We start from the raw sequence: 15,369 nt of genomic DNA, 5'->3' as shown, positions 1-15,369 counted from the left end.
CTTTTTTGCTCGTCCAATTATATTTTTTTATTTTTACCGCTCACTATTAAAAGTATATGTCACCTGAATCACAACGAAAATTTGAATTACTAAACCTTCTTGCCGAATCCTATGACGCACTATTATTTGATGTCGATGGTACCCTGGCAGATAATATGGACGCACACAAGCAATCGTATAAGGCCGCAGCTCAACAATATGGGGTCGAGTTGGACGTCAATTTGATTGATGAAACTGCCGGATGGCCCACTGTTGCTGTTGCAGAGGAAATCAGCAAACGCTATGGGGTAGATTTCGATTATCAAGAATTTTCCACACTAAAGTCTACCATTTTTCGAGACGAATATGTCTTCAAGACTAAGCCTGTAGATTACGTTGTTGAACATCTAAAATATCAGAAAGGTAAAAAACATATCGCTGCCGTTTCAGGAGGAACCAGAACAACCTTATCCATGACCTTAACCACCATTGGTGTGTGGGATGATTTGGAAACACTGGTTTGTGCTGGAGATACAGCGGAGGGAAAACCTTCACCACAACCCTTTCTTTTGGCAGCTGCTCAATTGAATATTGCTCCGGAAAGATGCCTGGTCTACGAAGACGGGATCCCAGGAGTTGAAGGTGCGAAAGCCGCAGGGATGGGTTGGGTTCGCGTTGATGAAATTTAATAAACCCCGATTTGCAGACTATAAAAAAAAGCCGCAGTAAACTTCAAGCTTACTGCGGCTTTTTTATAGCATTATACTCTTTAAAAACTAGTAATTATTTTCACTCCCCCGTTGCTATAGTTCAAATCGGATGATTTCAAATTTCCGATTGGAGCTTTATAATAAGGCTCTACAGAAATGGATAATTTTCCAACTTTCTGTTTCCGACCAACTGAAAAATTAATAAAGCCGTTCACACCTTTATCATCGACATTTTTGTCTTGGGATTTTTGTCTGTACTCCGTATTATTTGTTTCATAGATCGTTGCCCGTTCCTGATCCAATACACCAACATAGGATACACCGACTGAGGTATAGAAATTCTTGTTGATCGCGTATCTAACATCCAATGGGATATCAACTGTTAAGATTTTACCTGAAACCCGTTCATTACTCTTTGCATCTTTTGCATCTGCTACCCGCATCGCAAAGGAATTATTCAAATTCGATTGAGAAATATAATTTGGCGCATCTGCATTAAGAGAATTTGATCCCATTGCAGGAGTAATGGGTGAATTACCCGAAATAGCTCCATAATGTTGAATAGAAGCTCCTGAGCGAAGACTTACCTTACTCGAAATATTATAGGCTAGTGCGACCCCGCCCCCCAGCGTTATACTTTCTGACGTAGAGGCAGGTGATACAAAAGCGCCCATTTCCCATTTCTTATCTTGGTTAACGTTCGTGTGTACAACACTATTCCTTGCCCCCCCTTGTTGCGCAGCATACAATTGTGATAGTTTTGCAGCATCGCGTTGCGTTTGATTAACAGGCGACATAAACCCTGAATTGGTCGAAGCAATAACGGCACTACTATTCGTCACAGTGGTATTTGTTGAAGCGCTTACTCGTTCCACTTCACTTTCCGTTAAACCAACCTGCGCTGAAAATGAATTATTTTTCAATTGCATGGACTGCAGCCTTCTTAAATCGGCTGATACAGCCACATCGTGGCCCCGCATTAATTGCCCAGTACTCAATACCAAGTGGTGATTGTCCAAATTTTCAGTTGAATGGTCCGCTGGCACAGAATAGGTATAGGGCTTCTTCGCCGATAATACCTCTGCACTCACAATCCTATCGCCCGTAACATCTGATAACGACAGCTGTATCGATTCTTTTAAATCCTTATGATCACCTAACACATCTTCGCGTTCCGACAGATGTGTTAAAACGACAGCAGGTATATCAGTCTCCACATTCGTCTTTAGCCCCCAATATCCTACACCAAAACACAATAACACAGCCGCAGCAGCACTCCAATACTTCCAATTAGAGGAACGATGTGCTGAAACGCCATAATTTGAGGCAAATTTCTCCCAGGAACCTTCTTTATAAGGTAGTTCATGGTCTTTTAATTGTCCAATGATTTCTTCTATCAATTCCTTTTTCTTATTGTCTTTCATCGTAACAACAATATTTATCTTATTTCTTGAACTACGCCTGTATAATCCAAGTATAATTTTCTAAGTTTTTGTTTCGCTCTAGTCAGATAAGTCCTTGACGTACTATCTGGTATGTTAAGCATCTGGGCAATTTCATCATGTGAATACCCCTCAATTTCATAGAGATTAAAAATAGTTTTTTGAATTTCAGGGAGCTGATCGAGCAGACGCATAATCTCATTGACTTCCAGTCGACTGTCCAATTGTACTGCCGGTGTATGCATATCCCCTTCTCCCAAATCTTCAACCGAATAAAACTGCTTTTTACTTCGTAAAAAATCAATCGAAATATTGGCAGCAATTCGTCCTATCCAGGCTCTAAACGATTTTTCGAGATTTTCATCTTCAATATCCCTATTAAATGATTCCAATTTTCGAAATACCCGAACAAAGCTTTCATTCACGAGCTCTTCCGCGTCCACATCCTGTTTTACATAACGAATAATAATAGCCATGAGATAACCATAATACTTCTTATAAACGAAAGCCTTGCCGTCTTCACGATCGCGCAAGCAACGCTCTAAGGCATCATGTAAAGATGATAGCTTCTTGTTATAAAAATATGACCGAATTATACCCACTTAAACCATTTAATTATTAAGTTTCAAACTTAGACAAATTGCCTTTCATATGCAATCAATAACACATGCCATGTAAACAATCTATCGAATTCTCCCCTTCATTATGAACGTTTTTTTCGAGGAGATAACGAAATTAAAATTATAAAACTCAAAATCAAATAGTCGAATGTCCCCTTGTAATAATATCACTATTTAACTATTTTTATCCCATATAACGGAATGCCATTTCCTTTCGCTACAGCGTTTTCAAAAAAAATCCATAAAAAGAATTGAAAAAAATGGCTATTTTTGCGTGATTTTCACATTTTAAATATTATTCATACCGAATGAGTACTGTATTATCCGAACAGGAACAACTTAGAAGACAAGCGATGCAATCGTTGTTGGATATGGGAATTGATCCATTTCCAGCAAACGAATTTGTCGTCAATGCACATGCTGCTGATATTTTAGAAAATTACGATAGAGATAAATTGAATTATAAGAACATTACCATTGCTGGACGTATCATGAGTCGTCGTGTGATGGGTAGTGCTTCATTCTTTGAAATTCAAGACTCTACCGGACGTATTCAAGCTTATATTAAGCGTGACGATGTATGTCCTGATGAGAATAAAGACCTATACAATGTCGTTTTCAAAAAGCTATTGGATATCGGAGATATCGTTGGTATCAAAGGCTATGTCTTCACAACACAAACCGAGGCTATTGCAGTACACGTAGAAGAACTTACCGTTTTATCCAAATCGCTACGTCCCCTACCTGTCGTTAAATCTGCAGAAGGTAAAACTTTTGATGCCTTTACAGATCCAGAGCAACGCTATAGAATGCGTTATGTAGATTTGATCGTAAATCCAACTAACAAAGACATATTTATCAAACGTACAAAGCTTTTCAATGCGATGCGTCAGTTCTTTAACGACGCGGGGTATATGGAAGTAGAAACACCTGTCCTACAATCCATTCCAGGCGGTGCTGCAGCACGTCCGTTTATTACACACCATAATGCTTTAGATATTCCATTATATCTTCGTATCGCCAACGAGCTTTATTTAAAAAGACTAATCGTTGGTGGATTTGATGGTGTATACGAATTTTCTAAAAACTTCCGTAATGAAGGAATGGACCGTACCCACAATCCAGAGTTCACCGCAATGGAAATTTATGTAGCCTATAAAGACTACAACTGGATGATGGACTTTACAGAACGTCTGTTAGAACATTGTGCGTTGGCTGTGAACGGTACGACTGAAGCTACCTTCGGAGAACATAAAATTGACTTTAGAGCACCGTATAAACGGATATCGATGACAGATTCCATTAAGGAATTCACTGGATTTGATATTACTGGAAAATCTGAAGACGAAATCCGTATTGCTGCCAAAGGAATGGGCATCGACGTAAACGAAACCATGGGTAAAGGCAAATTGATCGATGAAATTTTCGGCGCAAAATGTGAAGGAAACTACATCCAACCAACATTCATTACAGATTATCCAAAAGAAATGTCTCCTTTAACGAAGAAGCACAGAGATAATCCTGATTTAACCGAGCGTTTTGAGCTGATGGTTTGCGGAAAAGAGATTGCCAATGCCTATTCAGAGCTTAATGATCCAATTGATCAACGTGAACGATTTGAAGATCAATTGCGCCTTTCTGAAAAAGGTGATGATGAAGCCATGTTTATTGATCAGGATTTCCTTCGTTCATTGGAATATGGAATGCCGCCGACCTCTGGACTTGGAATCGGTATGGACCGTTTAATCATGTTCTTGACCGATAATGCGTCAATCCAAGAAGTTCTTTTCTTCCCACAAATGAGACCTGAAAAAGTCGCCAAAGTAGCAGAAGTGAAAGATTATGAGGAACAAGGTATTCCTGCAGCTTGGGTTCCTGCCTTACAAAAAATGGGCTTTACAACCATTGAAGCTTTAAAAGAAGCGAATCCGAACAAGGTTTTTAATGACCTTGGTGGTATGCGTAAAAAAATGAAACTAGATATCAATATGCCAACGAAAGACGAAGTATTTGCTTGGTTCAATTAAATCGGCATCTATGCTAGCTAAAAAAGCTGCCTCAATAAAATTTGAGGCAGCTTTTTTTGTTTAAAGTGATCTTGTAAAAATGTTTACAATGGTCCAATACGACCCACAAACCCCGAGATTCCTTTCTGTAGTATCTCCGATCCTATCAGATTTGTATAATCAGCTCATCAGCCTCTATATTAACAGGGGTATTACTCGGGGTTAACAGGGGGTTAACAGGGGTATAACAGGGGTAAACCCAAGTTAACCCCCTGTTATACCCCTATAAAAGTACTGCTAGCTCTCTATTAGTCTAGAATCTAGTAAGAAGATAGTGATATGCTGACCAAGGTGATCTACGAAAAATATTGAATAGCTTTTAATCACAGGATATATGACACAATTGTCACCAATATATGACTCCTGCCAATTGTAGACATTTATTATATTTACATATCGTTAACTAAATCAGTTTTTAGCATATGAAGAATATTCTCGCGCTTGATGGTGGTGGTATCCGGGGTATTATTCCGGCAATGGTTCTCGTCGCTCTAGAAGAGAAGTTACAAAAGCAGACCATGGATCCCAATGCACGGATTGCCTCCTACTTTGACTTTATTGCAGGTACAAGCAGCGGCGGAATTCTGACTAGCATTCTTTTGTATCCGGAAGAAGGTAATCCCGCCCATCCGAAATTTTCTGCGCGAGATGCCTTAAATCTATTTGTTAATCATGGCACTGAAATTTTCAACGCTTCCAAATGGCGGCGTTTTTTAGGTGGATTTGGTCTTGTCAGCGAGCTCTACTCGTCAAATACATTATCAGACGTTTTGGATGAGTATTTTCAAAATGCACGATTGAGCCATCTTATCAAACCCTGTATCATCACTGCGTATAACATTGAATTACGGAAGAATCATTTTTTTAGACAACAAAAGGCAATTACGCATGGCGAAGCAAGGGATTTCTACCTCAAAGATGTTTGTAAGGCTACGTCCGCTGCACCCACATTTTTTCCTGTTGCAGAGATCTACTCCCTTTCAAAAACAAGATATCCTTTGATCGATGGCGGTGTGTTCGCTCAAAACCCCTCCATATGTGGTTTACTTGAAGTTTTAAAGGCTTTTAACAGCACGCAGATAAACGACATGTTTATGGTATCCTTAGGTACAGGAATGTCAAAAACAGCTTATAATTACGAACATTTTAAGAAGAAACTTGCTATACAAATCGGTCCCGCTTTAGTTGACATTATGACAAGTGCATCTTCCGAGAGTACCGAATTTTTTATTCGGCAACTATTTCAAAGTAACGGTAAGCAACAAAATTATCTCCGCATAGAACCAGCCAATCTATCGAGTATAAATGCATCATTAGACGCAGCCTCGCCCAATAATATACAGAAGTTGATTTCCTTATCCGATAAAATGATCAGTGAGCATGAAGATACATTGGATTATATCGTTGGGCATCTCATTAAAGAAAAGAGCCAAAATAAGAAGAAAAATCCATGGAGCCAGTTGATGGATAAGTTCTAAAAGATTACTTTTACGCATATTTTAAATCTATATGGCATTAAACTACGTTTGGGTTGCATTTTTCTTAATCACATTTGCCGTAGCCCTTGTAAAACTAATCTTTTTCGGAGATACAGAAATCTTTCAGCAAATTGTAAATTCAATCTTTGACAGTGCAAAAACAGGAGCCGAAATCTCTTTAGGACTGATCGGTATGATGAGTTTTGCACTTGGGATTATGAAAATTGGCGAAAAAGGCGGTATGATCAATATCTTCGCAAAAATAGTGGGTCCTTTTTTTCATAAATTATTCCCGGAGATACCCAAAAATCATCCTGCGCTTGGCTCTATTCTTATGAATTTCTCGGCTAATGCCCTAGGATTAGATAATGCGGCAACGCCATTGGGACTTAAAGCCATGAAGGAACTCCAGGAGCTCAATCCCAATAAGGAAACAGCTACCAATGCACAAATCATGTTTATTGTGCTCAATGCATCTAGCTTAACCCTCTTGCCTATTTCAATTATGGCTTATCGGAAGGAGGCTGGTGCACCAGATCCTTCCGATGTATTTCTACCAATTCTAATCGCAACCTTCTTTTCCACATTGGTGGCATTGATTCTCGTTTCCATCTATCAAAAAATCAATTTATTTAACCGTGTAATTCTAGGATATCTGGGAGCAATGGGATTATTTATCGGTGGACTACTTTACTACTTTTCGGGACTCCAACAAACAGAAATCGAAATATTCAGCAAAGTATTCGGTAATGTTATTTTATTTAGTTTATTTACCTCCTTTATAGGTTTGGCTCTTTTCCGTAAAGTAAATGTGTACGATTCATTTATAGAAGGTGCCAAAGAGGGCTTCGAAGTTTCTGTAAAAATAATACCCTATCTCGTCGCGATGCTCGTTGGTATCGCGGTATTTAGAGCATCAGGAACGATGGACTATATGGTCGCTGGAATTTCCAAAGCTATCGCGCTATGTGGTCTAGATACATCATTTGTAGACGCTTTACCTGTAGCCTTTATGAAACCGCTCAGTGGATCCGGTGCACGTGGACTTATGGTCGATTTGATGAATGCCAAGGGGCCAATGGACTTCGCTGCGAGGGTTGCTTGTGTTATTCAGGGATCAACGGAAACTACTTTTTATGTCCTCGCTGTATATTTTGGTGCAGTGGGAATAAAGCGTACACGGCATGCATTACCATGTGCATTATTAGCGGAATTAGCAGGTGTAATCGCAGCAATAATTATCTCATACATATTTTTTAAATAACATACGTATATTGCAGAAAGGCCTGCCTTTATAACAGTGTCCGATATTTACAAATTATTATATTGTGATGAAAAAAACAATTGCATTAATAGCCCACGACGGCAAAAAACCTGAAATGGTCGCATTTGTCAAAGACCACCAGGAATTATTGGAGCGCGCCAACATCATTGCCACTGGTACTACGGGCTCTTATGTTAGACAGACAGGCTTGCCTGTGGAATTGAAATTGAGTGGCCCCATGGGTGGTGATGCACAAATCGCAGCTTTGGCGGCCGAAAGAAAAGTTGATGGTATTATTTTCTTTCGCGATCCACTCGGAAAACATGCACATGAACCAGATATTCAAATGCTCATGCGTGTATGTGATCTTTATAATGTCCCTTTGGCAACAAACCCTGCAACAGGAAGCCTCATCATTGAAGGGCTATTAGAAGACGTGGAATCATAATTTTAATCGCTTATGGACAATGAAGTAATCGTTTCAATAGGGAAAATACCCTATACAACTACCGTACAATACGGCAAGCATCAAATAACGGTTGATGAACCCGAAGATGTAGGCGGTGAAGATCAGGGCATAAACCCTACTCCACTATTACTATCCTCTTTAGGGAGCTGCAAAGCCATTACAGTCAAAATGTATGCTGACCGCAAAAACTGGCCCCTGGAAGAAGTGCTGGTGCGTTTATCTTATGAGGTGCAAACAAGTGAACAGCAGCAAACGACTTATATACAATGCTTTATTAGCTTTAAAGGAGATTTAGATGAGGTTCAAAAGCAGCGTTTGTTTAAAATAGCTGAAAAGTGTCCTGTTCATAAAATATTATCAAATCCTATTGTAATAACTTCAAATCATTTGTAATGTTTCTTGGGATAACGGATAACACTATTTATATTTGTCCGCGCAAAAAAGACCTTTAATAGCCGATAGAATCGAATAGTGAAGGTTTACTTGTCCTGCAATATAGATATTTGTAATAAAAAAAAGCAAACGATGCAATTGGATCCTCAAATAGCAATAGACTCGCCTTTTAGATCGATCAAACGTGAAGACTGGAAAAATTTAAACGGGAAAGTATTGCACAATTTCAGTGTCGAAGACCTGGAAAATCTACATGCACTGAATGAACCCTTGACAAATCAGGAAATAGAAGAAGTCTACTTTCCCTTAAGTCATCTACTTGAGATTCATATTGACCGTTTCCAAAGTCTTCACCAGCGTACAAACCGCTTCTTTGGCAAAGAAGTGAGCAAATTGCCTTATATCATCGGTATAGCTGGGTCGGTCGCTGTCGGAAAAAGTACTACAGCCCGGGTTTTGCAGCGCGTCCTTAGTTTACTCCCATCCAAACCAAAGGTCGATTTGGTGACCACAGACGGTTTTCTATACCCGAATCAACAACTTATCGAACGTGGTATTCTAAACCGAAAAGGTTTTCCTGAAAGCTATGATGCCAAAAGATTGATTCATTTCCTTTCAGCCGTGAAATCAGGGGCTCCAAAAATTGCGGTGCCAGTATACAGCCACTTGGTCTATGACGTATTGCCAGACGAACAGCAACAAGTGATTGAACAACCCGACATCCTCATTGTAGAAGGGATAAATGTATTGCAAGTCAACTCCCAACGACCACGAAAGGGACATAGCGTATTCGTTTCCGACTTTTTTGATTATTCAATCTATGTACATGCCAGCGAGAAAAATCTTATTGAATGGTATACCAATCGATTTGAGTCACTACGTGCTACGGCATTTCAAAATCCGGCTTCATTTTTCCATAAATATGCAAATATGACAGCTGATGAAAGCAATACCATGGCTGTAAATATCTGGAACGAAATTAATAAGCCCAATCTACTTAAAAACATTTTGCCGACTAGATATCGTGCGGATCTCATTTTAGAAAAAGGAAGCCACCACTTTGTTAAAAATGTCAAAGTAAGAAAGATTTAACCCTGCATTCTTGTAAACTGGAGGATTTCATTTAATATGTTGCTCTGGACCTGTTGATGTATTTTGTTGCTGGACGAGATTGCACTAACCTCAACTTTATACTTGATATAGTCTTTAGTCATATCGGCGACCTTAATTGTAAAGCCTTGGGAATGATCTAAATTTGGATTTTTCTGAAATAATGGGCTTAAATACTGTTCCAATTCCGCCACTGTAAAAGAGCGATCGATCGGCAATTCAAACTTTACAACAATTTTATTTGACTTTTGCGAGGTCTTATTAACTAACGTCGCTGTAAACACCAAATTATTGGGAATCATTACAGCATCGTCATCTTCATCCCGCACAACTAGATTGGCCAATGTGATGTCAACAATTTTCCCTTGATATTCACCTATTTTTATGCGATCTCCTACCGAAAATTGATCCGAAAACATAATAATTAAACCGGATATCATATTCGTGATATATTCTCTAAAAATTACAGCAATCGCCATTGCGACAATTGTCATGCTGGTGATAAAATCTTTTGGATTAATACCAACCGCTATCATTAGGCTGACAATAATAAAAAAAACATTGCCTACTGTAGCTACACGCGTAATTCCGAGCACAAAATTACCCCGGACAACCTGCTGTTCATTTCGACTGTTGTATAGTTTTACAAGGATAAAATGACCAATTGAGATCAGGACACTAGCTGTTAGAAAAGTATTTAAGCCGTAAGCCATATTCCGGATGATCTCCCGCTGCATATAAAAGGTTTCAAATTGAACAAATGATGCCGTTAGTGCAATCAGCAGTATAATCCGTACAATAAAAGAAATTGAAATTGGTTTTGTCATTTTTCACACAAGCTTAAGTTGTCTATCTAGTCAAATTTTAATGTTTCCCCATTCACTATTCACGATATTTCATGTAAAACGGCTACAAACAGGCTTGCTAAACTAAACAATTTTACTTTACGTAAAAAGCATTATCAGGAAATAGCTATCTTTGCCTAAAGACATTACATGCTATTAAATGAAGGAATCGAACGTGCAAACTGAACTTAACGTAAGCGGAATGCATTGTGCAAATTGTGCTATTTCAATCCACAAATACCTAGAAAACAACGGCGCTAAGGATATCTACGTCGATTTTGCCTCAGATGAAGTGAAATTTTCGGAAATCCCTCTTGAACAAATACCTGTGCTGGTCAAAGGTATCGAGTCTTTGGGCTACAAAGTTATTGAGGGTAAGGATAAGAAGCCTAGCTTTTGGAAATCTATTGAGTTTAAGTTCCTTTGCTGCCTCATCTTTACCATACCTTTGTGGAGCCACATGTTTACGGACTTACCCATTCTGCATGATCCCTATATCCAACTTGCGCTATGTGTCCCCGTTTATATCATTGGTTTTTCCTATTTTGGAATCAGCGCATTTCGTTCCATCTGGAACAAAATGCCCAATATGGATGTGCTCATCTTTGTTGGATCTACAGCTGCTTTTAGCTATAGCCTCATTGGAACATATTATAATCTAGGACATGATTACCAGTTCTACGAAACATGTGCAACAATCATAACATTGGTATTTTTGGGGAATGTCCTCGAAAAAAGAGCCGTTACCAAAACCACATCAGCAATCAAAGAGTTGGTTAAATATCAAGATATACCAGCTATTAAAATTGAAGACGACCAAGAAGTAGAGATACTAGCCCGAGAAATTAAATCAGGTGATATTTTAAAGGTAAATTCAGGAAATCAGATACCTGCTGATGGCGATATTTTGGAAGGACAGGCTTGGGTGGACGAATCTATGCTAACCGGAGAAAGTGTACCTATTGAAAAACTCAAATATGATGCAGTGATTGGTGGTACGTTACTAACCGAAGGAAATATCAGAATCATGGCGACCAAAGTTGGGTCTAAAAGTGTACTGTATCAAATTATTCAATTAATTAAAGATGCCCAAAGTAAAAAGCCGCCTATTCAAAAATTCGGTGATAAAGTAGCTGCTTATTTCGTTCCAATCGTCGTTACGATATCGTTTTTCACTTTTTTTATTACTTACTTTATTGCACAATTACCGCTCCAACAATCCCTCATGAATGCGATAGCTACACTTGTTGTATCTTGCCCATGCGCCATGGGGCTAGCAACACCTACAGCTGTTATGGTTGGTCTGGGAAGAGCTGCAAAAAAAGGAATACTGATCAAAGGCGGAAGCACCATTGAGGAGATGTCCGATCTCAAACAGATGGTATTTGACAAAACGGGTACCTTAACAACTGGCGATTTTAATATCAAAGCGATTCAGACCTTTGGTATTGAGCAATCGCAGGTCGAATCGATCATAGCACAATTGGAGAGTTATTCAAGTCATCCGATTGCAAAGTCGATCCGAAAACAACTCAAGGAAATAAAATCTTACCGCATTATCTTTAAGGAAGTCAATGAAATAAAAGGGAAAGGGATATTTGCTACAGACACAAATGGCAATAACTATTCCATTTGTAATGCAAAACTTGGTGAAAAGGATTACTCCAATCGCTATGATCTTGCCTTAACAATCAATGGCGTTGTAATTGCTGGCATTGTATTGGAAGATCAGATTAAGCCTTATGCAAAGGAACTCATCCAATACCTCAAAGATAAAGGGATACGCCCTATTCTTTTGAGTGGGGATCGACAAAGTAAATGTGAACGCACAGCACAAAAGCTTGGTATTGCTGATGTATACTGGGATAAGTCGCCAGAAGAAAAACTAGAGATATTGTTCAAGCTCAAAAAGAATGGCCCTACTGCAATGGTTGGCGACGGCATCAATGACGCTCCGGCATTAGCAGCTGCCGATGTTGGCATCTCGCTTGGTGATTCGACACATATTGCTATTCAATCGGCAAAGGTGGTTTTATTAAGCAATGATCTCAAATCCATTGAAAAACTATTAAAGATTGGTCACCATACCCTATTGACAATAAAACAAAATCTATTTTGGGCCTTCGCGTACAATATTGTGGCCATACCGCTTGCCGCTGTTGGCTTTCTCGGACCTATGCTTGCAGCCTTAAGCATGGCCTTTTCAGACTTAATTGTCATAGGTAATTCGATTCGGCTCCGCTTTAAAAAAATCAAATAAAAACGATACTCCATAAGTACCAAGACAATCCATAAAAGATTGTCTTTTTTGTGTATATTAGGGCTTAAATCATTCGCTTTTGAGGTTAAATTTTTGTAACTTCGCATGCGTAGCAAGCCAGTTTAGAGGGCTTGCTTACTAGTTTTATTGAAACCAAATTCATATGGCTGAAGAAACAGAAAACGACAACAATCTTGTTCCGGCAAACGACCGGATTATCCCAATCAACATCGAGGATCAGATGAAGTCTGCCTACATTGACTATTCCATGTCTGTCATTGTATCAAGAGCACTTCCTGATGCCCGTGATGGCATGAAACCAGTACACAGACGTGTTCTTTATGGTATGCTGGACTTAGGGGTTACCAGTGGCAAGCCTTACAAAAAGTCTGCCCGTATCGTCGGTGACGTATTAGGTAAGTATCACCCACATGGTGATTCATCCGTTTATGACACCATGGTTCGTATGGCTCAAGATTGGAGTTTACGCTACCCTTTGGTAGATGGTCAAGGTAACTACGGTTCCATTGATGGCGATCCACCTGCGGCGATGCGTTATACTGAGGCAAGATTAAAGAAAATTGCCGAGGAAATGCTATCCGATATCAACAAAGATACTGTTGATTTCCAAAATAACTTTGACGATTCCTTACAAGAACCAACAGTCCTTCCTACGCGTATTCCAAACCTCCTGGTAAACGGAGCTTCGGGGATCGCTGTGGGTATGGCTACAAATATGGCTCCACATAACCTATCTGAGGTTATTGATGGTACAATCGCTTTTATTGATAATCGTGATATTGAGGTTCCAGAATTGATGCAGCACATCAAGGGTCCAGACTTCCCTACAGGTGCGTTGATCTACGGCTATGCCGGGGTTCAAGATGCTTGTAATACAGGACGTGGCCGTATTGTTATGCGTGCGAAAGCTGAAATAGAAGCAACCAAGTCTGGAAGAGAGCAGATTATTGTTACCGAAATTCCCTATCAGGTGAACAAGGCGAATATGATCGAGCGTACAGCCGAACTGGTTAACGAAAAGAAATTAGAAGGTATCTCTGCCATCCGTGATGAATCTGACCGTACGGGTATGCGTATTGTGTACGACATCAAACGTGATGCAAATGCAAATGTTGTTTTAAACAATTTGTTTAAATATACAGCCCTACAAACTTCATTTTCAGTAAACAACATTGCTTTAGTTAAAGGAAGGCCAATACTGTTGAATCTGAAAGATATGATTCATGAATTTGTGGAGCATAGACATGATGTAATCGTTAGACGTACACGCTATGAACTGGCGGAGGCTGAAAAACGTGCTCATATTCTAGAAGGGTATTTAATTGCCTTAGATCATTTGGATGAAGTCATCAAATTGATTCGTAATTCGGATACACCAGAAGATGCACGCGTTGGATTAATGGAAAAATTTGGCCTGTCCGACCTTCAGGCTCGCGCGATCCTCGATATGACATTACGTCGTCTAACAGGACTGGAACGTGATAAGATTAAAGAGGAATATGCTGAATTGATGAAAACAATTGACTATTTGAAATCGATATTGGAAGACGAAGAGCTTCGTATGAAAATTATCAAAGACGAGTTGATTGAAATCAAGGAAAAATACGGCGACGAACGTAGATCTCAGATTGTACACTCTGCTGAAGATATGCGTATGGAAGATTTTATTGATGATGAAGAAATCGTTATCACAATCTCCCACAATAGTTACGTAAAACGTACACCATTATCCGAGTACAAACGCCAAGGCCGCGGTGGTCGTGGATCAATTGGCACAAACACACGCGAAGAAGATTTTACCGAGCATATCATCACAGCCTCAGCACATAATTATATGCTGCTATTTACAGAGGCAGGTCGCTGTTTCTGGTTGCGTGCATTTGAGATTCCTGAAGGAAGCCGTACTTCTAGAGGTCGAGCACTTCAAAATATCATCAATGTTCCAAAAGAAGAAAAAATCAAGGCCTTCATCCTGGTGAAGAACTTGAAAGACCAAGAATATTTGGAAAACAACTTCATTATTATGTGTACCAAAAAAGGTACGATTAAGAAGACGTCGTTGGAAGCCTATTCTCGTCCAAGAGCAAACGGTATCAATGCCATCAATATTAATGAAGGCGATCAATTAATTGAAGCTTGTTTGACTACTGGAAGCAGTGAAATTGTCATGGCTCTCCGTTCTGGTCGAGCAATTCGTTTCAATGAATCTACAGTTCGTCCAATGGGCAGAACGGCAACAGGTGTACGTGGTATCACCTTGGGAGCTGAAAGTGATGAAGTGATTGGCATGATTAGTGTGAATGATTCGGAAACTACCGTGTTGGTCGTTTCTGAAAAAGGATACGGAAAACGGACAGATATCGAGGATTATCGCGTAACGAATCGTGGTGGTAAAGGTGTGAAAACAATCAACGTTACAGATAAAACAGGCGAACTCGTTGCGATAAAAGGCGTTACAGACAACGAAGATTTAATGATCATCAACAAGTCTGGTATTGTTATCCGTATTGCTGTGGAAGAATTAAGAGTAATGGGACGTGCAACACAAGGTGTAAGACTCATTAATTTAAAAGATAACGACGAGATCGCTTCTATTACGAAAGTCGATCGTGAAGAAGAATCTGAAGAAGAGTCTGAACTGACCGAAGAGTCAACGGAAAATGGCGATTCAACTTCTGAAGAAAACACGGACTCAAACGAAGAATAAATAGT

Annotated in this window: 12 protein-coding genes; 9 read left to right on the top strand and 3 right to left on the bottom strand. The window is 39.4% G+C overall.

The genetic code is table 11. From position 1 onward, the window contains the following. Window positions 1-56: 56 nt before the first annotated feature. On the top strand, window positions 57-668 hold the full coding sequence (locus M2419_RS08070) for an HAD family phosphatase (protein ID WP_153844589.1): 612 nt from the start codon (window positions 57-59) through the stop codon (window positions 666-668). A gap of 80 nt (window positions 669-748) precedes the next feature. Here M2419_RS08070 and M2419_RS08065 read toward each other — a convergent pair whose 3' ends face one another. After that, window positions 749-2,113, bottom strand: a complete 1,365-nt coding sequence (locus tag M2419_RS08065) for a hypothetical protein (RefSeq protein ID WP_259254756.1) — start codon at window positions 2,111-2,113, stop codon at window positions 749-751. Between the two features lie 14 nt (window positions 2,114-2,127). Continuing rightward, window positions 2,128-2,733: an RNA polymerase sigma factor gene (locus M2419_RS08060; protein WP_075992756.1), complete on the bottom strand. Its 606-nt coding sequence runs from the start codon at window positions 2,731-2,733 to the stop codon at window positions 2,128-2,130. 326 nt (window positions 2,734-3,059) lie between these two features. Between M2419_RS08060 and lysS the strand changes: the two genes are divergently transcribed. From lysS to coaA, 6 genes are all read left to right on the top strand, one after another. Continuing rightward, window positions 3,060-4,778 carry a lysine--tRNA ligase gene (gene lysS / locus M2419_RS08055; RefSeq protein ID WP_259254755.1) on the top strand — a complete coding sequence of 573 codons (1,719 nt, stop codon included), beginning with the start codon at window positions 3,060-3,062 and terminating at the stop codon, window positions 4,776-4,778. Window positions 4,779-5,239: 461 nt separating this feature from the next. Continuing rightward, window positions 5,240-6,295 (top strand): patatin-like phospholipase family protein, encoded by a 1,056-nt coding sequence (locus M2419_RS08050; protein ID WP_259254754.1) that lies wholly within the window; start codon window positions 5,240-5,242, stop codon window positions 6,293-6,295. Window positions 6,296-6,326: 31 nt separating this feature from the next. Then, window positions 6,327-7,559 carry a nucleoside recognition domain-containing protein gene (locus M2419_RS08045; protein WP_153844593.1) on the top strand — a complete coding sequence of 411 codons (1,233 nt, stop codon included), beginning with the start codon at window positions 6,327-6,329 and terminating at the stop codon, window positions 7,557-7,559. A gap of 67 nt (window positions 7,560-7,626) precedes the next feature. Next, on the top strand, window positions 7,627-8,007 hold the full coding sequence (locus tag M2419_RS08040) for a methylglyoxal synthase (RefSeq protein ID WP_046673562.1): 381 nt from the start codon (window positions 7,627-7,629) through the stop codon (window positions 8,005-8,007). Between the two features lie 12 nt (window positions 8,008-8,019). Then, a complete protein-coding gene (locus M2419_RS08035) occupies window positions 8,020-8,421 on the top strand; it encodes an OsmC family protein (protein WP_153844594.1) in 402 nt (133 codons plus the stop codon). Window positions 8,422-8,553: 132 nt separating this feature from the next. Further along, window positions 8,554-9,513, top strand: a complete 960-nt coding sequence (gene coaA / locus M2419_RS08030) for a type I pantothenate kinase (RefSeq protein ID WP_153844595.1) — start codon at window positions 8,554-8,556, stop codon at window positions 9,511-9,513. Here the strand turns inward: coaA and M2419_RS08025 are convergent. Then, on the bottom strand, window positions 9,510-10,358 hold the full coding sequence (locus M2419_RS08025; RefSeq protein WP_153844596.1) for a mechanosensitive ion channel family protein: 849 nt from the start codon (window positions 10,356-10,358) through the stop codon (window positions 9,510-9,512). The two genes, coaA and M2419_RS08025, sit on opposite strands and share 4 nt — an antisense overlap. A gap of 178 nt (window positions 10,359-10,536) precedes the next feature. Here M2419_RS08025 and M2419_RS08020 point away from each other — a divergent pair, with 178 nt between their 5' ends. Further along, window positions 10,537-12,636: a cation-translocating P-type ATPase gene (locus M2419_RS08020; RefSeq protein WP_182331964.1), complete on the top strand. Its 2,100-nt coding sequence runs from the start codon at window positions 10,537-10,539 to the stop codon at window positions 12,634-12,636. A gap of 163 nt (window positions 12,637-12,799) precedes the next feature. Further along, window positions 12,800-15,364, top strand: coding sequence for a DNA gyrase subunit A (gene gyrA / locus M2419_RS08015; protein ID WP_153844598.1), 2,565 nt, complete (start codon window positions 12,800-12,802; stop codon window positions 15,362-15,364). The last annotated feature ends 5 nt before the right edge of the window (window positions 15,365-15,369 follow it).

This window comes from Sphingobacterium sp. BIGb0116 (genome assembly GCF_024808035.1).
In the GTDB taxonomy this organism is placed as follows: Bacteria; Bacteroidota; Bacteroidia; order Sphingobacteriales; family Sphingobacteriaceae; genus Sphingobacterium; species Sphingobacterium paramultivorum.
Note: the sequence above shows the minus strand (reverse complement) of the source record. Positions and strands in the feature narration are given on the sequence as shown.